Here is a 23867-nt window from a genome sequence, read left to right as displayed (position 1 = left end):
ATGCCGCCGATTTTGAAACTGGACGATATCCATTTGAGCTTCGGCGGAACGCCGCTGCTTGCCGGCGCGGGCCTGCAGGTCGAGCCGGGCGACCGGATCTGCCTTGTCGGGCGCAACGGATCGGGCAAGTCGACGCTTCTGAAGATCGCCGCCGGTCTGGTCGAGGCGCAGTCCGGGGAAATCTTCCGCCAGCCCTCGGCCACCATCCGCTATCTAGAGCAGGCGCCGGATTTTTCCGGCTATGCCACCGTGGAAGCCTATGTTGCCGCCGGCCTTGCGCCGGGCGACGAGCATTACCGCGCCGACTACATGATGGAGCATCTCGGCATTTCGCCATCGGCGGATCCGAAAAAACTTTCCGGCGGCGAGGCGCGGCGGGCGGCCCTTGCCCGGGTACTGGCGCCCGAACCCGATATCCTGCTGCTCGACGAGCCGACCAACCATCTCGACCTCACCACCATCGAATGGCTGGAAGAGGAGCTTGCCGGCACCCGTTCGGCGATGGTGCTGATCTCGCATGACCGGCGCTTTCTCGAAAACGTCTCGACCGCCACCGTCTGGCTCGACCGCGGCATCGCCCGGCGGATGGACCGGGGCTTTGCGCATTTCGAGGAATGGCGCGACAAGGTGCTGGAGGAGGAAGAGGCCGAGCAGCACAAGCTGGCGCGCCAGATCGTGCGCGAGGAACACTGGCTGCGCTACGGCGTGACCGCCAGACGCAAGCGCAATATGCGCCGCCTTGGAGAACTGCATGACATGCGCGCCCGCCACCGCGGGCATCAGGGGCCGCAGGGGACGGTCAACGCCACGGTCAGCGATGTGCGCGAAAGCGGCAAGCTGGTGATCGAGGCGGAGAACATCACCAAATCCTTCGGTGACCGCGCGATCGTGAAGCCGTTCTCGCTGCGCGTCTCGCGCGGCGACCGCATCGGTCTCGTCGGCCCGAACGGGGCTGGCAAGACCACGCTTTTGAAGATGCTGACCGGCCAGCTTGCGCCCGACAGCGGCTGGGTCCGCCTCGGCGTCAATCTCGAAATCGCCGTCATCGACCAGAAACGCGAGGAGCTCGACCCCGACGACACGCTGGCGCATTACCTCACCGACGGGCGCGGCGACACGCTGCTGGTCAATGGCGAGCAGCGCCATGTCGCGGGCTACATGAAGGACTTCCTGTTCCAGCCCGAACAGGCGCGCACGCCGATCCGCAATCTGTCGGGTGGCGAGCGGGCGCGGCTGATGCTGGCGCGCATCCTGGCGAAACCGTCCAACCTGCTGATCCTCGACGAGCCGACCAACGATCTCGACATCGAGACGCTGGATCTGCTGCAGGAGATCGTCGCCGGTTTTGCCGGCAGCGTCATTCTCGTTTCCCATGACCGCGACTTCCTCGACCGCACCGTCACCTCGACGATCGCGCCGGCCAATCCGCTGTCGCCGGATGGCGAATGGCTGGAATATGCCGGCGGCTATTCCGACATGATGGCGCAGCGCAAGGGCGCGGCCGTCGAAGCGAAGGCCCAGGAAAAGAAGGAAAAGCAGGCCGCCCGGGAAAAGGCAGCGCCCGAGCCCGCCAAGGCAAAAGGAAAACTTTCCTACAAGCAGAAATTCGCGCTGGAAAACCTGCCGAAGGAAATGGCGAAGATCGAGGCGGATATTGCCAAGCTTGAGGAGCGCATGGCCGATCCGCAATTCTTTGCACGCGACCCCGACGGCTTCTCCAAGGCCGCGAAAGTGCTGGAACGCGAACGCGCGACGCTCGCCGCCAAGGAAGAGGAATGGCTGGAGCTGGAAATGCTGCGCGAGGAACTGGAAGGCTGATGGCGCTCGCCTATTTCGCCTACGGCTCCAACATGCTGACCGAGCGGCTGACGCGGCGCTGCCCGTCGGCAAGGCCGGTCGGTCCGGCGGTGCTGGAGAACCATGCGCTCGCCTTTTCCAAGATCGGCAATGAGGGATCCGGCAAGGCGACGATCGTGGAGCGGGCGGGCGAGGCGGTGTTCGGCGTGGTGTTCACGCTCGACGTGGCAGAGCGCGATCTGCTTGATGCGTTCGAGGGCAAAGGCAAGGGGTATGACCGCATCGATGACTGCGCGGTGCGCCTCCTGAAGGACGAAGCGACGGTCTCAGCCTGCACCTACAAGGCCCCGCCCGCTTTTCGCGATCCGACGTTGCTGCCCTTCGACTGGTATCATGCGCTGGTGGTTGCCGGCGCGCGCCAGCACGGTCTGCCGGCGGATTATGTCGACCAGCTCGCCGCCGCCCCTTGCCGCGCCGATCCCGACCGTTCGCGTCCGTCCGGTGTGGAGGCGAGAGAGGTTCTGGCCAGCGCGGGCTTTGATGGCGACGGGGCTTTTGCTGGCTATCGACCTTGAAAGGCGATATGGGGGCAGCATAGATAATGCCGGTCGGCCCGACGGGAAAGAAACAGGCGATGGATCAGAAACCGCATCACAGGACGCAAAGCTGGATCGGCACGGCAGCCGCCGCCCGCGCGCCGCTGATCCCCTCCGTCACGGCCGCGCGCTGGCTTCTGCTCGGCGTGGCGCTCGCGGCGATCTATTTCTTTCACGGCTTCCTGGTGCCGGTGCTGGCGGCACTGATCATCGCCTTTGCCTCGCAGCCGGTCTATCGCAAGCTTGACCGCCGGCTTGGCGGGCGGCGCAAGATTTCCGCCGCGATCGCAATTTTCCTGATCCTTTTGTTCCTGATCCTTCCGATCGTCTTCGCGGTGATCTACATGTCGCGCGAGCTCGAGGCCTGGATCACCTGGGCCGCGGAGGCAAACCGCGTCGGCGCGCCGGTGCCCGACTGGATTTACAACCTGCCCGCCATCGGCGCATGGGTTGCGGCGAAGTGGCAGGAATATCTCGGCCAGCCCGGCGATATCGGGCAACTGATCCAGGCCGTCAGCGGCGAGAATATCGGCAGCATCTATCGCACCGCCCTGTTCGTCGGCGGCCGGGTGTTCGGTCTGGCGCTGGCGGCGCTGTTCATGCTGATCGCGCTGTTCTTCCTCTACAAGGACGGCGACAAGTTCGCAGCCCAACTCGACATGATCGGCGAGCGGCTGTTTCCCGATCGCTGGTACCGGATTTCGCGCGTGGTGCCGGCGACCATCTCCTCGACCGTCACCGGCATGACGCTGATCGCCATGGGCGAGGGCATCGTGCTTGGCACGGCCTACTATCTGGCCGGCGTGCCGAATTTCGTGTCCTTCGGCCTGCTGACGGCGGTGATGGCGATGGTGCCGGGCGGCGCGCCGCTGACCTTCACGCTGATCTCGGCCTATCTGGTGGCGCGCGGCACGCCGATCCACGGCATCGCGCTGTTCGCCTGGGGCACGATCGAGCTGTTCATCGTCGACAAGACGCTGCGGCCGCGCCTTGTCGGCGGGCCGATCAAGCTGCCCTTCCTGCCGACCTTTTTCGGCCTTGTCGGCGGGGTCAAGACCATGGGGCTGATCGGGCTGTTCGTCGGCCCGGTGCTGATGGCGCTGATCGTCGCGATCTGGCGCGAATGGGTGCTGGAGGCAAACCTCGCCGCCGCCGAAAAGCCGGCAGAAGCCGAGCCCCCGCCTTCGCAAGGCCCAACCGCAATTAGCCAGGACTGACCCGACATCGCCTGAACCCGCCTCCCGGAGACGATTGCGACGGCGAAAGATGCTTTACGTACATCATTTTTCCCGCTAGGCTCATCAGGGAAAGGGCAGCCGTCGCCACAAGAGCGAAGCCGCGCCCGTTTTGCGCCGCTCGGGAAGGCGGCGCGGAGGACCATCTTCCGGCGCGGCGCGCCGGAGAGAAATGAGCGCTTCAAGACCGGCGCCTGGGGAGGATCATGATTGAGAAAGCGGGCGGAAACGCCGCTATTCTGCAGACCGAGGGGCTTAGAAAATCCTTCGGCCCGATCGAGGTGCTGCACGGCATCGATCTTTCCGTTCGCGCCGGCGAAATCCATGCCGTGATCGGCGAAAACGGCGCCGGCAAATCCACGCTGATGCGGCTTCTGGCCGGCAATCTGAAGCCTTCGGCCGGCTCCGTGAAGGTCGACGGCGCGCCGGTCAGTTTCGAAAACCCTGTCGAGGCGGAAGCCGCCGGCATCGTGCTGGTGCATCAGGAAATCCTGCTCGCGCCCGACCTTACCGTCGCCCAGAACATTTTCCTCGGCCGGGAGGTCCGCCGCGGCCTTGCCGTCAACGACCGGGTGATGAACGCCGAAGCCCACAAGGCGCTGCTCGAACTCGGCGCCGATATCGCGCCCGATACCCCCGTTTCCAGGCTCTCGATCGCCAAGCGCCAGCTCGTGCAGATCGCCCGCGTGCTGTTGACCCCGCACCGCGTGGTGATCTTCGACGAGCCGACCGCCTCGCTGACGCCGTTCGAGACCGAGGCGCTCTTGAAGGTCATCCGCGCGATCCGAGACCGCGGCGTCGCCGTGCTGTTCATCTCCCACCGCCTCAACGAGGTGAAGGCGATCGCCGACACGGTGACCGTTCTGCGCGATGGCCAGCTGATCGCCAGCCGCGACGCCGATACGCTCGAGCCTGCCGACATGGCCCGGCTGATGGTCGGCCGCGACGTCTCCAAGCTCTATCCCGACCGCGCCCATGACGGCGCAGGCCTGCCGGTGCTGGAGGTCGAGGACTTTACCGTGCCGGGCTATGCCCAACGCTGTTCCTTCACGCTGAATAAGGGCGAAATCCTCGGTTTCGCCGGCCTGATCGGCGCCGGACGCACGGAACTGATGGAAGGGTTGCTGGGGCTCAAACCCGGCAAGGGCGCGGTTCGGCTGAATGGCCGGACGGTCAACTTCAATGCCCCGATCGCGGCCCTTCGCTCCGGCATCGTCTATCTTTCCGAGGACCGCAAGGGCAAGGGGCTGCTCCTGACCAAGGACCTTCGAACCAACCTCACGCTTTCCGCTCTCGAGCGGTTCACGAAGAACCTGCAGGTCGACCGCAAGGCCGAGTACAAGGCGCTTGACGAAGCGATCCGCGACTTCGATATCCGCACCGGTTCGAAGGAACTTGCCGCCGGCGAACTGTCGGGCGGCAACCAGCAGAAACTGCTGCTCGCCAAGATGATGCTGCTCGAACCCGAGATCGTGATCATCGACGAGCCGACGCGCGGCATCGACATCGGCAACAAGGAACAGATCTACAAATTCATCGCCGACCTCGCTCAAAACGGGCACTCGATCATCGTGGTTTCCTCGGAAATGCCGGAACTGATCGGCCTTTGCGACCGGATCGTGGTGATGCGTTCGGGCGAGATCGCCGGCGAGGTGACGGGAGAGGACATGAACGAAAACGAGATCGTGGTGCTGGCGACCGGCGTTTCCGGCAAGCGGGAGATGGCGTCGTGAGCGGACAGGCTGAAACCAATTCCGGATTCATGAGCCGGCTCGACCTTCGGGTGATGGCGCCGTTCCTGGCGCTGGCGCTGCTTCTGGTGCTCGGCGCGTTTTCCAACCCGAACTTCCTGACGGTCACCAATCTTATGAACGTGGCGACGCGCTCGGCCTTCATCGCGATCATCGCGGTCGGCGCGACCTTCGTCATTTCCGCCGGCGGGCTCGATCTTTCGGTCGGCTCGATGGTCGCCTTCGTCGCCAGCCTGATGATCATGTTCATCAACACGGCGGTGATTTCCAACCCCTATCTGCTGATCGCCGCCGCTATGGTGCTCGCGATCCTGATCGGCATGGCCTGCGGGCTTTTGAACGGGGTGATCACCACTGTCGGGCGGGTCGAACCCTTCATCGTCACGCTCGGCACGATGGGGATATTCCGGGGGCTGACGACATGGCTGTCGCAGGGCGGCGCGATCACGCTGAAGGATTTCGACGTCCAGTCGGCCTATCGCCCCGCCTATTTCGGCACGGTGTTCGGCATTCCGGTTCCCGTGATCGCGATCGTGGTGACGGCGCTGATCGGGGCCTTCGTGCTTTACCGCACCCGCTTCGGCCGCCATGTGATCGCCGTCGGATCGAACGAGGAGGTGGCGCGTTATTCCGGCATCTCGGTGCGCAATATCCGGATCATGACCTATCTGATCCAGGGGCTCTGTGTTGCCGTCGCCGTCCTGTTCTACGTGCCGCGTCTCGGCTCGACCTCGGCGACCACCGGCATATTGTGGGAGCTGCAGGCGATCACCGCCGTGGTTGTCGGCGGAACCGCACTCAGGGGCGGCGTTGGCCGCATATGGGGCACGATCTGCGGCGCCTTCATTCTGGAGATCGTCGGCAACATCATGCTCTTGTCGAACTTCATTTCCGAATATCTGATCGCCGCCATCCAGGGCACGATCATCATCATCGCCATGCTGGTGCAGCGCTCGCTGTTCAACCGGCAAAAAAGTTAACGCACTTGCGGGTTTTACGGACCGCCCGCAGCCCGGACATTCCGGACTGAACCGGTCCGCCACTTGGGAGGAGTAAACATGAAACATATGGTATTGGGCGCGACCCTTATGGCGGCGACATCGCTTGTCGGCGTTACGCAAGCGCAGGCGCTGACGGTCGGCGTATCCATCCCGGCCGCCGACCATGGCTGGACAGCCGGCATTGTCTACCATGCCGAGCGCGTGGCCGAGGAGCTGATGGGCGAGTATGAAGATCTCGACATCATCGTCAAAACCTCGCCCGATCCGGCAAGCCAGGCAAACGCCGTGCAGGATCTGGCCGTGCAGGGCATCGACGCGCTGGTGATTCTGCCGACCGACCCGGATCCGCTGGTCAACGCCATCATGCAGGTCAAGAGCCAGGGCGCCTTCGTGACGCTGGTCGACCGCGCGCCGTCCAACAACGACAGCAATGTCCGCGACCTCTATGTCGCCGGCAACAATCCGGCACTCGGCGCCGTCGCCGGAGAATACATCGTCGAGACCACGCCGGACGCCGAAGTGGTCGTCATCCGCGGCCTGCCGATCCCGATCGACCAGCAACGCCAGGACGGTTTCGACGCGGCGCTCGAAGGCTCCAACGTCAAGGTGCTCGAAAAGCAGTTCGGCAACTGGAACCGCGACGACGCCTTCCGCGTGATGCAGGACTATCTGACCAAATATCCGAAGATCGACGTGGTCTGGGCGCAGGATGACGACATGGTCGTCGGCGTGCTGCAGGCGATCGAACAGTCCGGACGGGACGACGTTCAGTATGTCATCGGCGGCGCCGGGTCCAAGGACATGATCAAGAAGGTCATGGACGGCGACAGCATGATCCCGGTCGACGTGCTCTATCCGCCGGCGATGATCGGCACCGCCATGGAGCTGACGGTCGCGGGCCTGATGGATCAGGTGCCGGTGGCCGGCAGCTACATCCTCGACGCCACGCTGGTGACCGAGGACAATGCCGAGGACTACTACTTCCCGGATTCGCCGTATTGATCCGGTAGGCCGTCCCACTGGGGGCGGCATGACAGAATACCCCGGCGGAGCCTCCTGCCCTGCAAAAGCAGGGCCGCTTCGCCGGAAACCCGAGGTGCATGCCACCGACACGACGCGACCGCATAGAACGGAGGAAATATCATGAAGACGATCAAGGGACCGGCCATCTTTCTCGGTCAGTTCGCGGGCGACGAGGCCCCGTTCGACAGCTGGGACGCGATCACCAAATGGGCGGCCGATTGCGGCTATGAGGGCGTTCAGGTGCCGACCTGGGCCGGCCAGCTCATCGACCTGAAAAAGGCCGCCGAATCCAAGGACTATTGCGACGATTTCAAGGGCCAGGCCCGCGAGAACGGCGTCGAGGTGACCGAGCTTTCGACCCACCTCCAGGGCCAGCTGGTCGCCGTGCACCCGGCCTATGACGAGGCCTTTGACGGCTTTGCCGCACCCGAAGTGCGCGGCAACCCCAAAGCCCGGCAGGAATGGGCCGTCAACCAGGTGAAGATGGCGATCTCCGCCTCGAAGAATATGGGCATCAACGCCCACGCGACTTTTTCCGGCGCGCTCGCCTGGCCGTTTCTTTATCCCTGGCCGCAGCGCCCGGCAGGCCTGGTCGAGACCGCCTTTGCAGAACTTGCAAAGCGCTGGACGCCGATCCTGAACCACGCCGACGAGAACGGCGTCGACATCTGCTACGAGATCCATCCGGGCGAAGACCTGCATGACGGCGTGACCTTCGAGATGTTCCTCGACCACGTCAACAACCACCCGCGCGCCAACATGCTCTACGACCCGTCGCACTATGTGCTGCAGTGCCTCGACTATCTCGACAACATCGACATCTACAAGGACCGGATCAAGATGTTCCACGTCAAGGACGCGGAATTCAACCCGACCGGCCGGCAGGGCGTCTATGGCGGTTATCAGGGATGGGTCGATCGCGCCGGACGGTTCCGCTCGCTCGGCGACGGCCAGGTGGATTTCGGCGCAGTGTTCTCGAAGATGGCCGCCAATGATTTCGACGGCTGGGCCGTGGTCGAGTGGGAATGCTGCCTGAAACACCCGGAAGACGGCGCCCGCGAAGGCGCGGAATTCGTGCGTCACCACATCATCCGCGTGACCGAAAAGGCCTTCGACGACTTCGCCGGCGGCGGCACCGACGAGGCCGCCAACAAGCGGATGCTGGGGCTGTAAGGTTCGCTGGCGCAGGCGGTTCCCCCCTCACCCCAACCCTCTCCCCTGAGGGGCGAGGGGGCTTGCTGGTCGGGGTGACGGGCAGAGAACCAGCCACACGATCCCTTCTCCCCGCCGGGGAGAAGGTGGCGGCAGCCGGATGAGGGGCGCAGGCGCAACGAGGAAACGGAAAATGGCGGCTGTCGGAGGGCCGCAGACAAACACAACGGCTGCGTGGGCTGATAGCCTCCCCCCTCACCCCAACCCTCTCCCCTGAGGGGCGAGGGGGCTCGCTGATCGGGTTGAGGGGCAGAGAACCAGCCCCACGATCCCTTCTCCCCGCCGGGGAGAAGGTGGCGGCAGCCGGATGAGGGGCACCACCCCGGACAAAGACAATTCAGGAGAACACGACATGGCGATTGAAGGCAAAGACGAGAAATATTCGGGCCGCATCCGGCTTGGCATGGTGGGCGGCGGCTCGGGCGCGTTTATCGGCGGCGTGCACCGCATCGCGGCGCGGCTTGACGATCACTACACGCTGGTCGCGGGCGCGCTGTCGTCAACGCCGGAAAAGGCGCTGGCCTCCGGCAAGGAACTCGGTCTCGACCCCGAGCGCACCTACGGCTCCTATGAAGAAATGGCCGAGAAGGAAGCCGCGCGCGAGGACGGCATCGAGGCAGTCGCGATCGTCACCCCCAACCACATGCATTTCGGCCCGGCCAAGGCCTTCCTCGAAAAGGGCATCCACGTCATCTGCGACAAGCCGGTGACCTCCAATCTGGAAGACGCCAAGGCGCTGAAAGAGATCGCCGACAAGGCCAATGCGCTGTTCATCCTCACCCACAACTACACCGGCTATCCGATGATCCGCCAGGCCCGCGCCATGGTCGCAAAGGGCGATCTGGGCGATATCCGCCTGATCCACGCCGAATATCCGCAGGACTGGCTGACCGAGCCGGTTGAAAGGCAGGGGTCGAAACAGGCCGAATGGCGCACCGACCCGAAACGCTCGGGCGCAGGCGGCGCGCTGGGCGATATCGGCACCCACGCGCTGAACCTTGCACTGTTCGTCTCGGGTGCGACCGTCGAAAGCCTTGCCGCCGATCTCGACAGTTTCGTGGAAGGCCGACAGCTCGATGACAACGCCCATGTCATGCTGCGCTTCAAGGAGAAGAACGGCGTCAGGCCAAAGGGCATGCTGTGGGCCAGCCAGGTGGCGCCCGGCTTTGAAAACGGTTTGAAAATCCGCATCGCCGGCACCAAGGGCGGGCTCGAATGGGTGCAGGAACACCCGAATATCCTGTGGTTCACCCCGTTCGGCCAGCCGAAGCAGATGCTGACCCGCAACGGCGCCGGCGCCCTGCCGGAATCCACCCGCGTTTCCCGCATCCCCGCCGGCCACCCGGAAGGCTATCTCGAAGGCTTCGCCAACATCTATTCCGAGGCCGCGCTCGCCATCAAGGCATTCCGCGATGGCGGAGAAGCCCCCGACGTGATCTACCCGACGATCGAGGACGGCGTGATCGGTCTTGCCTTTGTCGAGGCCTGCGTCGAATCGGCGAAGAAGGACGGCGCCTGGGTGAAGCCGGACGTCTGACGCGCTTCGGTCCTGCATGCGCGCTCAACGGCGCCATGCAGGGTCGGGTGACGCAATTCGGCAACGTTGCGCGGATAACTTCTGTAACGTTACAGATTTGCCGCCGGCGTTCTGTACAAAGCGCTTTGGATTTTCTAGAGATCGGCCTCGAAAAAGCCGTTGCGCCCTGGCGTTGCGGCGGCGAGACGACTGAAACCGGGTGGCATCGTCCTCATCCGGTCGAGACGAAAGGATATCCAGCATGATCGATCCCAAGGCCCTGGCCGGACGCTTTCCGTCCGATTTCATGTTCGGCGTCGCGACGGCCTCCTACCAGATCGAAGGCGCTGCCCGCGAGGATGGCCGCAAACCATCGATCTGGGATGCGTTTTCCCACATGCCGGGCCGAACCTTCAACGGCGACAGCGGCGATATCGCCTGCGATCACTACCATCGCCTCGACGAGGACCTCGACCTGATCAAGTCGCTCGGCGTGGAGACCTACCGGTTTTCGATCGCCTGGCCGCGCATCATTCCCGATGGCCGCGGGCCGATCAACGAGGCCGGCCTCGATTTCTATGATCGCCTGATCGACGGCTGCAAGGAGCGCGGCATCAAGACCAATGCGACGCTCTATCACTGGGACCTGCCGCTGACGCTTGCCGGCGATGGCGGCTGGGCGGCGCGCTCCACGGCCTATGCCTTCCAGCGCTATGCGCAGACGGTGATGAAGCGGCTCGGCGACCGGCTCGACATGGTCGCGACCTTCAACGAACCCTGGTGCATCGTCTGGCTCAGCCATCTCTACGGCGTTCACGCGCCGGGCGAAAAGTCGATCGACGCCGCTCTTGCCGCGCTCCACACGATGAACCTCGCCCACGGCCTTGGCGTCGAGGCGATCCGCCAGGAAGCGCCGAACGTGCCGGTCGGCATCGTCTGCAATCACCAGGCGATCGAACCCGCCTCCGACAGCGCAGCCGATATGGCAGCGGTCGAACGGGCCTTCCAGTTCCACAATGCCTGCTTCTTCGATCCGATGCTGAAGGGCGAATACCCGGCCGATTTCATGGCCGCCTATGGCGACCGCATGCCGGAGATCGAGGACGGCGATCTCGCGACCATCAACCAGAAGCTCGACTGGTGGGGCCTCAATTATTACCGCCCCATGCGCATCGCCCATGACGGCAGCCCCGACGCGGCATTTCCGGCGGCAAGGGAGACCGCCCCGGTCAACAATGTCCTCACCGATATCGGCTGGGAAGTCTACGCCCCCTCGCTCGGCAAGCTGATCAAGCAGCTCTACGAGCGCTACGACCTGCCGGACATGTACATCACCGAGAACGGCGCCTGCTATAATATGGAGCCGGTCGACGGCGTGGTCGACGATGCCCCGCGCACCGAATATCTCTCCGAGCACATTGCGGTCTGCGCCGACCTCATCGACGCCGGCATTCCGCTGAAGGGTTACTACGCCTGGAGCCTGATGGACAATTTCGAATGGGCAGAGGGCTACCGCATGCGGTTCGGTCTGGTGCACGTGGATTACGACACGCAGGAACGCACCATTAAGGACTCCGGCAAGTGGTACAAGGCGCTTGCCGAAACCTTCGGCGAAAGCGAAGTGGCCTGATCAGCCGATCACCAGCCTGACGCCGGCGGCGGCCAGGATGCTCCAGACGATATAGAGCACCGCTGAACGCGATATGCGCCCGGCCAGCAGGCTGCCGCAGGCAACGCCCGCCAGCATGGCGGGCAGGACCCAGATGACCAGGATCAGCGTATCACCCCTTGCGTAGTAACCGGTGGCAACGAACCACGAGAATCGGCAGAGGCCGATCGACAGGATGAAGATGCTGATCGACGCCCGGAACCTGCGGTAATCCGGCAGACGGCGCGAGAGATAGACCGAATAGATCGGCCCGCCCGTGCCGAACAGGGCGGTGAAAATGCCGCCGAAAAATCCGGCCGGAATCGACCATGTCGCCGATACCGGGCCGAGCGAAGCGCGGTGAAGAAACGACCAACCGGAATAGGCGAGCAGGAAAAGCCCCAGCGTCAACTTCAGCGCGCGTTCGGGCGCATAGTGAAACACGACGAGCCCGCCGGCAACGCCGATCGCGCACCACGGGACGAGTTTCGCCAGTTCCCTGAAATCCGCCGACCGCCGGCCCCTGACGCCGACGAGACAGCCGGCGAGGATATCGAATATCTGCATCAGCGGAGAGGCGACCGTCAACGGCAGAAACAGCGCCAGCAGCGGCAGGGACGTAATCGTCGAGCCAAACCCGGTAAGCCCGTAAACCGCATAGCCGAGGAAGACGATCGGTGCGGCCGCGAAAAACGCCTCCGGGGGCATGGCTCAGCCCTTGCCGGACGTACCCGGCTCCGTGTCGAAGATCATAACGCAATCGACCACGCTCGGGCCATCCGGCCCTACAAGAACCGGATTGAGATCAAGCTCGGAAAGGTGATCGCCCATCCCCACCGCCCAGTGCGAGAGGTTCGCCAGCATATCGGCGATCTGTCCCCGGTCGACGGCGGGCTTGCCGCGAACGCCATCCAGCACCGCGCCCATGCGCAACTCGGCAAGCATGCTCAGCGCCTCCTCGCGGCAAAAGGGGGCCTTGCGGAAGGTGACGTCCTTCAGCACCTCAACCAGTACGCCGCCGAGCCCCGCCATGACGATAATGCCGAACACCGGATCACGGCTGACGCCGACGACCAGCTCGACATGGCCAGCCGACATTTCCTGCACCAGCACGCCGGAAAGCCGCGCATCCGGCATCCGGGTCTTTGCCCGGTCAATCAGCGTATCATAGCCCGCGCGGATATCGGCCTCGCTGTCGACGCCGAGCAAAATGCCCTCGATCTCGGTCTTGTGAAGGATATCGGGGGATTCGATCTTCAGCGCCACCGGCCCGCCATTGCCGCGCCAGAGCGCCACTGCCGCATCCGCGCTGTCTGCCAGCGCGACGTTTGCCATCGGCACGCCGGCCTGCCTCAGCCAGGCGGACGCCTCCACGGTCGGCTGCGCGCCGGAGACCGTGCCGCGCGGCAAAGCCATCGGCGTGACGGCACTATCACCGCCATGATCCTGATACATGCCGTAGTGCGCAAGGGCAGCGGCAGCCTCCACCGCGCGCTCGCCGGCGGTAAACATCGGAATGCCGAGCGCGCGCAGGCCGGTCACCGCCGCTTCCGGGGCCGCGACCCAGCAGACCAGGAAAGGCTTTGTCGTGCGATCGCGGATTTCGGCGAAGATTTGCAGCAGTTTGTCGACATGGGCGGTCATCAACTGAAGCCAGACGATGGCGACATCGATATCCGGGTCCCCCAGCAGACCGATAACGGATTCGCTCAAGAGCTCCGGGCGGGCGACGAACTGGCCGGTGACGTCGACCGGATTGCCGGCCGCCCCGAAGGCCGGCATGACGGCGGCAAGTTTCGCCTGGGTCTCGGGCCCGAGTTCGGGCACTTCCAGCCCCACCTCCTCGGCGCGGTCCGCCATCATCACGCCCGCGCCGCCGGACTGGGTGGCGATGCCGAGGCCGTTGCCTTTCGCCCGGCGCGGCTGGCAGAACGCCTCCATCATGTCCAGCATTTGCTCTTCATTGCGGGCGCGCAGCACGCCATACTGACGGACCACGGCGTCGAACACCGCGTCCGAGACGGCGAGCGCCCCGGTATGGGAGGCGGCGGCCCGTGCGCCGGAGCCCATGCGGCCGACCTTGGTGAGGATCAGCGGCTTGCCGAGCGCGCGGCACTTCTTCGCAAGCCGGACCAGCGCCTCGCCATCGCGCACGCCTTCCAGATAACCCGCCGCCACAGTGATGCGCGGGTCCTCGACCACGACTGACATCAACTCGGCGAAATCGAGATCGGCCTGGTTGCCGGTGTTGACGAAATAACCGAGCCCGAGACCGCGCCGGCGCACGAGGGCGGCGAGAGCCGTGCCAAACGCGCCGGACTGGGTGACGAAGGCGATCGGCCCCGCGCCGGTGTCGCCATCAGCATACTGACTGAAGGTGGCATAGACATTCTCGAACGCGTTGATGAAGCCAAGGCAGTTCGGCCCGAGCAAAATGACGCCCGCGGCCTTCGCCGTCTCGGCGAGCGTCTGTTCCAGCGCCTTGCCCCGCTCTCCCATCTCGCCGAAGCCGGAGGAGAAGATCACGGCCGCGCGGATGCCCCGCCTGCCGAGTGCGCTCACGCAATCGCAGACGAAGGCCGCCGGCAGCGCGATGATGGCAAGGTCTGCGGCAACGGGTAGCGACGCGATATCGGGATAGCAGGTCAGCCCCGCAATCTCCTGATATTTCGGGTTCACCGGCAGGATGTCGCCGGTATAGCCCTTTTCCAGCAGATGCTTGAGGGGGCGGCCATTGACCTTGGAGAAATCCGCGGAAGCGCCGATGACCGCTATCGAGCGCGGGCTAACGAGCTTGCGGATGGTCCCGGTGCGGTCTGGGCTGTGAAAGGTCATCGGGCAGTCCTTGAGCAATCAGGCGATCAACATCCATAATTGCGGAAAAGAGTTGCAACGGTTCCGCGCTAGAATGCGGAAATTTCGGTCTGGGCACGTCCGAGCACGAGCGCGTGGATATCATGTGTGCCTTCCAGCGTGTTGACCGTTTCCAGGTTCATCAGATGCCGGATCACATGATACTCGTCGGAAATGCCGTTGCCGCCATGCATGTCGCGGGCGGTGCGGGCGATCTCAAGCGCCTTACCCGCATTGTTGCGTTTGAGCAGCGACACCATTTCCGGGCTCGCCTTGCCCTCGTCGCGCATGCGACTCAGATGCAGCGTGGCGGTCAGCGCCAGCGTGATCTCGGTCTGCATGTCGGCAAGTTTTTTCTGGATCAGCTGGTTGGCGGCGAGCGGCTTTCCGAATTGCTTTCGGTCCATCACGTAGGCGCGCGCCGCATGCCAGCAATATTCCGCCGCTCCGATCGCGCCCCAGCAGATACCGAAGCGGGCGTTGTTGAGGCAGCCGAAGGGCGCGCCATAACCGCGCGCGCCGGGTAACCGGTTCTTCTCCGGAACGAAGACGTCATCCATATGGATTTGCCCGGTGGGCGACGCACGCACGGAGAACTTTCCCTCGATCTTGCTGGTGGCAAGCCCCTCCATGCCGCGCTCCAGGATGAAACCGAGCAGCGTCCCCTCCTCATCCTTGGCCCAGACCACCATGATATCGGCGATCGGCGCATGGGTGATCCAGGTCTTGGAACCGGTCAGGCGATAACCGCCATCGACCTTTTTCGCCCGTGACTGCATACCGGAGGGGTCGGAACCGTGATCGGGCTCGGTCAGGCCGAAACAGCCTAGCCTTTCCGCCTTTGCCATAAGCGGAAGGTATTTCTCGCGCTGCGCCTCGGATCCATAGAGATAGATCGGCAGCATCGACAGCGTGCTCTGAACGCCGAGCGCGGAGCGGAAGGCGGTGTCCACCCGCTCGAACTCGCGCGCGATCAGCCCGTAGGCGACATAGCTGATTCCGGCGCAGCCATAGCCGTCGATCGTGGCGCCGAGAAAGCCGAGTTCGGCGAGTTCCTGCATCACTTCAATATCGAAACGCTCATGCCTGTTGGCGTCCAGAATGCGCGGCATCAGCCGATCCTGGGCATAGTCGCGGGCGGCATCGCGAATCATGATCTCCTCCGCCGACAGCAGGTCCTCTATCAGAAACGGGTCCTGCCAGTCGAAATGGGCGCCCTTCATGCGCGCCCGGTCGAGAACGGCCTTTGCCGGTTCGGTCATGATCTCTCCTCCACATCTTCCCTCGAAAGGGAGGCGCTCGGCCGCATTCTCCCCAACGCGGGCCGAACGCCTGAATTCTCAGAAGCCGTCCTTCTCCGGTTCAGCTCCGAATTGCGGCTTACGCTTTTCCAGAAAGGCTTTCACCCCCTCCTTTTTGCCTTCGGAACCGAGGCAGAGCTGGAACCAGCGATGCTCGTAGTCGATCGCATGGTCAAGGCTCATATCGGCTGTCCTTGATACGGTATCGATGATTGCGCGCGCGGAGACAGGCGCAAGCTCCGACAGTCGCTCGGCCAACGTCTCTATTTCCGCATCGAAAACTTCCGGTTCGACAACCCAATTGAGGATGCCGAGCCGCTCGGCCTCGTCCGCCTTCACCGGCTCGCCGAGCAGGATCATCCGCATGGCGCGGCCGCGTCCCACAAGCCTCGTGAGCCGCGCCGTGCCGCCATTGGCGGGCAATATGCCAATCCGGGTTTCCGGCAGGCCCACGACCGCGCTCTTGGTGCCGATCCTCAGATGGCAGGCAAGCGCCAGTTCCAGCCCGCCGCCAAGCGCATAGCCGTTGATGGCAGCGACGGTGACAAAGGGAGCGGTCTCAAGATGCCGCGCCAACGCTCGGCGCTTGCCGAAATCAATCTCGCTCCATGGCGTGCGCCGCTGCATCTCTTCAAGATCGGCGCCGGCCGCGAACGCCCGATCGCCGGCGCCGCGCAGTACCAGCACCCGGGTGGCCCCCGAAAGGTTTGAAACGGCGTCCAGCACCTCGGCGATCAGCGTATTGTTGAGCGCGTTCAATACGTCGGGCCGGTTGAAGGTCAGAAAAGCCTTAGGGCCATCCTGCGTGAGTGTGATTGTCTGATAATCGGGCATACTGCTTCAATCCTGTCGGGACAACAGGGCTAGCAGCAGGAGCTCTATACAGTCCAATTTATTTTTAGGAGTATTATTATTCAGATCATGAATAATGTAGCGGTTAAAGCGTCTCGCAGATCGCCATGAGATGGTTTCGCAGCCAGCGGTGCGCGGGGTCATCGTTCAGCGTGTCGTGCCAGATCATGAAGACCGGAAATTGGGGCGTGCGCACCGGCGGAGTATATGTCTTCAGGCGGAAATGGTCGGCATAGATATAGGCCATGCGGCGCGGCAAGGTGGCGAGCAGGTTGGAGCGCTGGACGACGGCCGGCATCGACAGGAAATGCGGCACGGTCAGCGCGATCTTGCGCTTCAGACCGCGCTTGTCCAGCGCCAGATCGATCATCGGACGGGATTTGCGCCGTGGGGTGATCACCACATGCTGAAGATCGAGATAGGTGTCGAGACTGAGCTGCTCGCCGATGGTGGGGTGATCGATCCGTGACAGCGTGATCAGGTCCTCCGTCAGCACGCACTTGCTCTCAAACCCCTCGCCACGCAATGCGAAATAATCGAGCGCCAGATCGACCGTGCCTTCGCGCAGCTCACGGGTGAGCGAGGAAGAGAGTTCCGGGCGGATCTCGATATGGATGCCGGGCGCGACATCGGCAAGCCAGTCGATGAAGCGCGGGATCAGCACGGTCTCGCCGTAATCCTCCACCGCAATCACGAATTCGCGTGTGGAATGCTGGTGGTCGAATTCCTCGTCGCTGCGAAAGCCGCGTTCGAGCAGTTCCAGCGCCTGGCGGATTGGATCACGCAGCATCTTGGCGCGTGCCGTCGGTATCATGCCGGACCCCTCGCGCTTGAACAGCGGATCGCCGACCGCGTGACGCAGTCGCGCCAACGCGTTGGAAACGGCGGGCTGCGAGAGATTCAGCCGCACCGCCGCGCGCGAGATGCTGCGTTCGGAATAGACCGCATCGAACACCAGAAGCAGGTTGAGGTCCATTGATCTGAGTTTCATGCGCCCTCCTCCAGGCGCGAGAGACAGTCAATTACAATATTCACCATCTCAATAACATCTATCACCTATAGAAACTAGACAAATAAAATGCCCCTGCCATCCTTTTAGGAAACATGCGGGCCGGATCTTCAATCGGCCCGAAGGGAGGAGAAATCGATGCGAGGCAAGGTAGCCATTGTCGGCTATGGCAGGACGCCGTACAGCCGGGTCAAGCCTGGCGAGAAAGTGCTGACTGTCGATGAATATATCGCCTGGGCGGCGGATCTCGCGCTTTCGAGCGCCGGCATGTCCAAGGCCGACTTCGATGGTCAGGGGCTTGGCGTTTCCCATGCCGAGGTCGCCCATACCGTGAACTGGTCGGCGGCGACCGCCGAAAATCTTGGCATCAGCCCAAACGCCCTGATCCGCGGCGACCAGGGCGGCTGTTCCGCCACCTCGATGCTGATCCGCGCCGCGGCCCTTATCGAGGCGGGCGTGATCGACCGGGCGCTGATCGTGGGCGCCGACACGCCCCTCTCAATGCCCTCGATCGCACCCGGTCTGCCGCTTTCGCCGGAGCGCACCCGCGGCGTGTTCTGGGATTTCCAGGGGCCCTTCGGCGTGATGGGCGCCACCGCGCAATTCGCGCTAGTGCTGCGCCGCTACATGGAAGAGTACAGCGTTACCCCGGAACAACTCGGCAAGGTGGCGGTCACCAACCGCTATCATGCCTCGCTCCATCCGGGCGCGATCTATCGCACCCCATTCTCCATTGACGATTATCTCGGCTCGCGCATGCTGTCCGATCCGATCCGGCTTTTCGACTGCGTGCCGATCGTCAATGGCGGTCTTGCCTTTATCGTCACATCGGCGGAGACGGCGAAGACGATCACCGACAGCCCGGTCTATGTGCTCGGCTTCGGCGAGACAAACAATTTCTACGCGGGATCGAAAGTGTTCCCGGACGTTACCGTCACCGGCTTTTCCGAATCCGCGCCGCGCGCGATGAAAATGGCCGGCGTCGAACATGACGATATCGACTTCCTGCAACCCTATGACGACTATCCCTTCATCTCGATGATGACCATCGAGGACTGGGGTTTCTGCAAGAAGGGCGAGGGCGGCAAGTTCATCGAGGAACACGATTTGCGTTTCGACGGCGACTTTCCGCTCTCCACCGACGGCGGCCAGCTTTCGGGCGGCCAGCCCGGCGGGGCCAATGGCGGTTTTATGCCGCTGGTGGAAGGGGTCGCGCAACTGCGCGGCGAAGCCGGCAAACGCCAGGTGAAGGATGCCGCGATCGGCGCCATCTGCGGCTTTGGCGGCATCCCCTATGGCAGACCGGGGCGAAGCTGCATCTCTGTCATTCTCGGATCGGAGGCTTGAGACGATGAACGCATTGCCGCCAAAACCGCTTCCCGAGATTTCCGATCTGACGCGCCCGTTCTGGACGGCGGCGCGCGAAGGAAAACTCTTGATGCAGAAATGCCCGCGCTGCGGCACGGTCAATTTCCAGCCCAAGCCGTGGTGCATCGAATGCGGCGAACGAGCACTGGAGTGGACGGAAATGAAGCCGGAAGGCACCGTCTATTCCTACACGGTCTCGCATTCCGTTGCGATGAACTACCTCGGATGGCAAAAGGAGCTGCCCGTGGTGATGTGCCTGATTGATATCGACGAGGGCGCGCGCATGTATGCGCAGCTGACCGATGTGGCGGAGGAGGATATCCGCATCGGCATGCGCGTGAAGGTCTATTTCGAGGAGATCAGCAAGGAGGCCGGGATCCCGAAATTCAGACCGGCATAGTCAGTCGGCATTGATACTGGGGCGCAGGTCCGGACGCCCGAGGCGTTCGCCATCCGGACGGAGGACCAGTAACACTCTGGGAGGAGAACTGTTATGAAGACTTCAGCAAAACATGCGGGCCTTGCGACAGCGTTTGCCGCTTGCGCGACGCTCGCCTGTTGGACCGGCGGCGCGCTTGCGCAGGACCAGACCGAGATCAGCCTGATCAGCGCGCCCTTCGGCACCGGTTCCTATGTCATGGGATCGGCGCTTGAGGAGATTTCCAAGAAGAACGACATCGGCGTTCGCATCACCCATACCGAAAGCCCCGGCTTCGTCTTCAACATCAAGAAGCTCGATGCCGAGCCGGAACTGAAGGAAACCACCATAGTCGGTTCGGGCGGCGGCGTCCTGGGACTGGCCATGGCCGGCGACGAACCGTTCGACAAGCCCTATGACGGGCTTCAACTCCTTGCCAACTACAATCTCAACTCGAGCTGGCTCGCGACCCTCGACCCGGACATCAGGACGATCGAGGATCTGAAGGGCAAGAAGATCGCCGTCGGCCGCCGCGCCCAGATCAACTGGGCGATCCAGCCGGTCGCGATCCTGAAAGATGGTTACGGCTTCACCGATGACGATATCGATATCCAGTATGTCGGCACATCCGAGGCGATCGACGCACTGCTCGACGGAACCGCCGATGCCGCCGTGGTGGGCGGCTATATCGATCCGGTCAGCGACCGGGTGATGATGAGCCCGCAGACCATCGAATTCCTGGCCTCCGGCCGCAAGCCTCATCACCTTTCCTGGGGCGCCGAACAGGTGACGAAGGCGCGCGAGGCCGGCATCAGCATGGCAAACGCCACCATTCCGGCCGGCGCCGATCCCTCGATCACCGAGCCGCTGGAAGGCTTTGCCGATAGCGTAGCCTGGACCGTGGCGCCGGAATTCCCGGAGGAAACCGCCTATCAGATCACCAAGATGATCCTTGAGAACGTCGACCAGTTCGGCGAATACCAGGCCACCGGCAAGCTGATGTCGCCGGAGGGCATGGTCTATGGCTGGGATGTGGAGGATATCCACCCCGGCGCGCTGAGGGCTTATCGCGAGGCTGGCGTCATCCAATAAGGCGCACCGCCGGCGGAGCCAATCTTCGCCGGTTTTTTTTCAGTCAAGTTGCAGCGAATGGCGGACACTGTCCCCGCCTTTAAGTCTGAAGAAGGGCGGAAGGTCGCCCGATACCGGAGCTTGCGGAACATGCGTGTGAGAGTGTTGGACGGCGCACTGATCGTCACTGGACTGGCGATGTTCGCCTACCAGATGTTTTCGACCCAGTATCTGTTTCTGGGCTCATACGAACATCAAGCCGTCCATCTGGGCTTCGTTTTCACGCTTCTTTTCCTGCATCAGGCGCGGCAGGCAAAAACCCGCTTCGGCATGGGGCTGAACCTTGCCTTCGGCGCGCTCGGCGTTGCCGCCTGCGCCTACGTACTTGCCAACATCATTCACCTTGAAGAGGTTTTCGGCTTCCCCGACCCGACCGATGTGGTCGTCGGCGTCGTGCTGATCGGCCTCGTGGTGATTGCCACGCGCGCCGCCTGGGGCTGGACGCTGCCGATCGTGGCAGCGATCTTCGTCGGCTATTTCCTCTGGGGTGACAGCCTGCCCGGCCATCTTTATCACCGGCCGTTCAACTTCGATTACGTCGTCTCCTATCTCAGCATCGGGCTTTCCGGCATTTTCGGCCAGTTTCTCGGCATTTCCGCCAATCAGGTCTTCCTGTTCGTGGTCTTCGGCGCGCTGCTCGGCATCATCAAGGTTAACGACTTCTTCCTGGAAGCGGGCAAGATCGCCGGCAAGGCGTTTCGCGGCGGTCCGGGACAGACAGCGGTGGTCTCAAGCGGCTTCATCGGCATGATTTCGGGCGCGGCCGTCGCCAATGTCGCCGTCACCGGCGCCTTCACCATCCCCTATATGAAGCAGGTCGGCTACAAGCCCGAACATGCCGGCGCGATCGAGGCGGCGGCATCCACCGGCGGACAGATCATGCCGCCGGTCATGGGCGCTGCCGCCTTCCTGATGGCGTCCTTCCTCGGCGTTTCCTACGATACGGTGATGCTGGCGGGCGTGCTGCCGGCGGTGCTCTATTTCTGGGGCGTGATGCTCGGCGTACAGTTCCTTGCAGTGCGCCACGACATCCGCTCGCCGCTGGAACGCGTCGATTATCGCAAACTGCTCCGCCGGCTGCCGCTGTTCGGCATCCCGCTTGGGGTGCTGATCACCATGCTGATCATGCAGTACAGCCCGGCAAAATCGGCGTTCTGGGCGATCGTGCTTGCGATCGGCCTGTCCTATATCGATCCGCAGACCCGGCCACGCCCCGTCGAACTGGCCAAAAGCATTGCCGGCGGCGCGCTAATCGGCGCGCAGATCGGCATTTCGCTCGCGATCGTCGGGCTGATCGCGCAGACGCTGATCACGACGGGTCTCGGCAACAAAATCGCCGGGCTTGTTGAGATCCTGAGCGCCGGCAACCTCCTGATCGGTCTGGCGTTGACCATGGTAGTCTCGATCATTCTCGGCTGCGGCGTGCCCACAAGCGCTGCCTACACGCTGGTCGCGATCGTCGTCATTCCCTCCATTATCAAGATGGGCGTGGAGCCGATGGCCGCGCATTTCTTCTCGTTCTATTTCGCGGTAATCTCATCGCTGACGCCGCCGGTGGCGCTGGCGGCGCTTGCCGGCGCGGGGATTGCCGGCGCGCCCTATTTCAAGACCGCGCTTTCAGCGGCAAAGCTCGCGATCTCCGGCTTCATCATTCCGTTCCTGATCGTATTCAACCCGCTTTTGACTTTCAATCCGGTCGGCTGGGTCTGGGGCATCGGCACCATCATCGCCGTTCCCCTCGGCATGACAGCACTGACGGCAACGATCTATGGCTGCGGGCTGGCGGTGTTTACCGCACGCGAACGAGCGCTTGCGGCGCTGGCGGCAGCCGGGCTGTTCGGCTACTCGGCCTTCCGCCATGTCGAAGGCCTGCCGCTTGAATATCCGCTGCTGGCGATCGGCTGCGGCGCGTTCGCGGCGGTCATGATGTCTCAAATCCGCGCCAACCGAACGGCAACACCCGCCACGCCACAACCGAGCACGACGCGGGTGTAGCTCTGCCGGCTCACCCTTGCGCTTCGGGCGCCAGCACGTTCTCGAAATCGAAATCCTTGAGTTCGACGCGGCGCTCCAGCGCATTGCCGTCGCCATCGAACAGGTGGCAGTCGGCGGCGTTGATGCCGATCACGACGTCCTCGTCGACGCGCACCGGGGCCGAGCCCGAAGTCAGCGAGCAGAAGGTCTTGTCCTCGCCAAGCGCCGCATAGGCGATGGTGTTGATGCCGAGGCGTTCGATCACCGTCGGCTTGATTGTGATCGCGAGTTCGCCGCCGCCGAGCACGGTATGCTCCGGGCGAATGCCGAGTGTCAGCGTTTCGCCGACGAGGCCGTCGCGGGGCTCCACCGGAACGGTGAGGCTCTTGCCGTCATATTCGACGGTGACGCCCGATTGATCCGCGCCGGTGCAGGTCACCTTCAGGAAGTTCATCGGCGGATTGCCGATAAAGCCCGCGACAAACAGGTTCTGCGGCTTGTGGTAAAGCTCGAGCGGCGCGCCGACCTGGGCGATATCGCCGGCATTGAGCACCACAATCCGGTCGGCCATGGTCATGGCCTCGACCTGATCATGGGTCACATAGATCATGGTTGCCGCGAGGTCGTGATGGAGGCGGGTCAGTTCGATGCGCATCTCGCCGCGCAGCGCCGCGTCGAGGTTGGAGAGCGGTTCATCGAACAGGAAGATCTTCGGTTTGCGCACGATCGCGCGGCCGATCGCCACGCGCTGGCGCTGACCGCCAGACAACATGCCCGGTTTCTGCTGCAGGCGCTCGCCGAGCTGCAGGATATTCGCCGCCGCCTCGACGCGCTCGCGCACTTCCGGCTCCGCCATTTTCTGCACGCGCAGCGGAAAGGCAATGTTCTCGTAGACCGTCATGTGCGGATAAAGCGCATAGGACTGGAACACCATCGAGATGCCGCGCTTGACGGGAGCGAGATTGTTGACGCGTTCGCCGTCGATCGTGATGTCGCCGGATGTGATGTCCTCAAGGCCGGCGATCATGCGCAGAAGCGTGGATTTGCCGCAGCCCGACGGGCCGACGAAAACCACGAATTCGCCCTCATGCACCTCGAGATCGATGCCCTTGATGACATCGTAGATGCCGTAATTCTTGTAGATGTTTTTGAGATTGAGCTGTCCCAAGAGGTCTCTCCTGC

The 23867-nt window shown here is 63.3% G+C and carries 19 protein-coding genes; 13 read left to right on the top strand and 6 right to left on the bottom strand.

Annotation, left to right across the window (positions count from 1 at the left end; genetic code table 11):
- The 9 genes from V6767_RS14005 to V6767_RS13965 all read left to right on the top strand — a co-directional run bounded on the left by V6767_RS14005 (position 1) and on the right by V6767_RS13965 (position 11761).
- Positions 1–1818, top strand: coding sequence for an ABC-F family ATP-binding cassette domain-containing protein (locus tag V6767_RS14005; protein WP_448474045.1), 1818 nt, complete (start codon positions 1–3; stop codon positions 1816–1818).
- A complete protein-coding gene (locus tag V6767_RS14000; RefSeq protein ID WP_448474044.1) occupies positions 1818–2372 on the top strand; it encodes a gamma-glutamylcyclotransferase family protein in 555 nt (184 codons plus the stop codon). Before V6767_RS14005 ends, V6767_RS14000 begins: the two co-directional genes overlap by 1 nt.
- Before the next feature lie 59 nt (positions 2373–2431).
- Positions 2432–3610: an AI-2E family transporter gene (locus V6767_RS13995; RefSeq protein WP_448430391.1), complete on the top strand. Its 1179-nt coding sequence runs from the start codon at positions 2432–2434 to the stop codon at positions 3608–3610.
- A 224-nt stretch (positions 3611–3834) separates the two neighbouring features.
- Positions 3835–5361: a sugar ABC transporter ATP-binding protein gene (locus V6767_RS13990; RefSeq protein ID WP_448474043.1), complete on the top strand. Its 1527-nt coding sequence runs from the start codon at positions 3835–3837 to the stop codon at positions 5359–5361.
- 29 nt (positions 5362–5390) lie between these two features.
- Positions 5391–6359, top strand: coding sequence for an ABC transporter permease (locus tag V6767_RS13985; protein ID WP_448474099.1), 969 nt, complete (start codon positions 5391–5393; stop codon positions 6357–6359).
- 108 nt (positions 6360–6467) lie between these two features.
- On the top strand, positions 6468–7382 hold the full coding sequence (locus V6767_RS13980; protein WP_448474098.1) for a substrate-binding domain-containing protein: 915 nt from the start codon (positions 6468–6470) through the stop codon (positions 7380–7382).
- Positions 7383–7523: 141 nt separating this feature from the next.
- Positions 7524–8576: a sugar phosphate isomerase/epimerase family protein gene (locus V6767_RS13975; protein ID WP_448474042.1), complete on the top strand. Its 1053-nt coding sequence runs from the start codon at positions 7524–7526 to the stop codon at positions 8574–8576.
- A gap of 391 nt (positions 8577–8967) precedes the next feature.
- A complete protein-coding gene (locus tag V6767_RS13970; protein ID WP_448474041.1) occupies positions 8968–10152 on the top strand; it encodes a Gfo/Idh/MocA family protein in 1185 nt (394 codons plus the stop codon).
- Between the two features lie 241 nt (positions 10153–10393).
- Entirely contained in the window at positions 10394–11761 is a 1368-nt protein-coding gene (locus tag V6767_RS13965; RefSeq protein WP_448474040.1) for a GH1 family beta-glucosidase, read from the top strand.
- On the opposite strand, the gene V6767_RS13960 is transcribed toward V6767_RS13965, so the two are convergent.
- The 5 genes from V6767_RS13960 to V6767_RS13940 all read right to left on the bottom strand — a co-directional run bounded on the left by V6767_RS13960 (position 11762) and on the right by V6767_RS13940 (position 17776).
- Positions 11762–12487, bottom strand: coding sequence for a TSUP family transporter (locus tag V6767_RS13960; RefSeq protein ID WP_448474039.1), 726 nt, complete (start codon positions 12485–12487; stop codon positions 11762–11764).
- A gap of 3 nt (positions 12488–12490) precedes the next feature.
- Entirely contained in the window at positions 12491–14614 is a 2124-nt protein-coding gene (locus V6767_RS13955) for an acetate--CoA ligase family protein (RefSeq protein ID WP_448474038.1), read from the bottom strand.
- Positions 14615–14682: 68 nt separating this feature from the next.
- Positions 14683–15894 (bottom strand): acyl-CoA dehydrogenase, encoded by a 1212-nt coding sequence (locus V6767_RS13950; RefSeq protein ID WP_448474037.1) that lies wholly within the window; start codon positions 15892–15894, stop codon positions 14683–14685.
- Between the two features lie 78 nt (positions 15895–15972).
- The gene (locus tag V6767_RS13945) at positions 15973–16767 is read right to left on the bottom strand and encodes an enoyl-CoA hydratase/isomerase family protein (RefSeq protein ID WP_448474036.1); all 795 of its coding nucleotides are present in this window, start codon (positions 16765–16767) and stop codon (positions 15973–15975) included.
- A 103-nt stretch (positions 16768–16870) separates the two neighbouring features.
- On the bottom strand, positions 16871–17776 hold the full coding sequence (locus V6767_RS13940) for a LysR family transcriptional regulator (protein ID WP_448474035.1): 906 nt from the start codon (positions 17774–17776) through the stop codon (positions 16871–16873).
- Between the two features lie 156 nt (positions 17777–17932).
- Here V6767_RS13940 and V6767_RS13935 point away from each other — a divergent pair, with 156 nt between their 5' ends.
- The 4 genes from V6767_RS13935 (at position 17933) to V6767_RS13920 (ending at position 22706) form a co-directional block, all read left to right on the top strand.
- The gene (locus tag V6767_RS13935) at positions 17933–19141 is read left to right on the top strand and encodes a thiolase family protein (protein WP_448474034.1); all 1209 of its coding nucleotides are present in this window, start codon (positions 17933–17935) and stop codon (positions 19139–19141) included.
- A gap of 4 nt (positions 19142–19145) precedes the next feature.
- Positions 19146–19562 carry a Zn-ribbon domain-containing OB-fold protein gene (locus V6767_RS13930; RefSeq protein ID WP_448474033.1) on the top strand — a complete coding sequence of 139 codons (417 nt, stop codon included), beginning with the start codon at positions 19146–19148 and terminating at the stop codon, positions 19560–19562.
- 93 nt (positions 19563–19655) lie between these two features.
- On the top strand, positions 19656–20672 hold the full coding sequence (locus V6767_RS13925) for a TAXI family TRAP transporter solute-binding subunit (RefSeq protein WP_448474032.1): 1017 nt from the start codon (positions 19656–19658) through the stop codon (positions 20670–20672).
- A 129-nt stretch (positions 20673–20801) separates the two neighbouring features.
- A complete protein-coding gene (locus tag V6767_RS13920) occupies positions 20802–22706 on the top strand; it encodes a TRAP transporter permease (protein ID WP_448474031.1) in 1905 nt (634 codons plus the stop codon).
- Positions 22707–22716: 10 nt separating this feature from the next.
- Here V6767_RS13920 and V6767_RS13915 read toward each other — a convergent pair whose 3' ends face one another.
- Positions 22717–23853: an ABC transporter ATP-binding protein gene (locus V6767_RS13915; protein WP_448474030.1), complete on the bottom strand. Its 1137-nt coding sequence runs from the start codon at positions 23851–23853 to the stop codon at positions 22717–22719.
- Positions 23854–23867 lie beyond the last annotated feature (14 nt).

Source organism: Martelella sp. FLE1502 (assembly GCF_053484255.1).
This window is presented reverse-complemented; position numbering and strand designations above follow the sequence as displayed.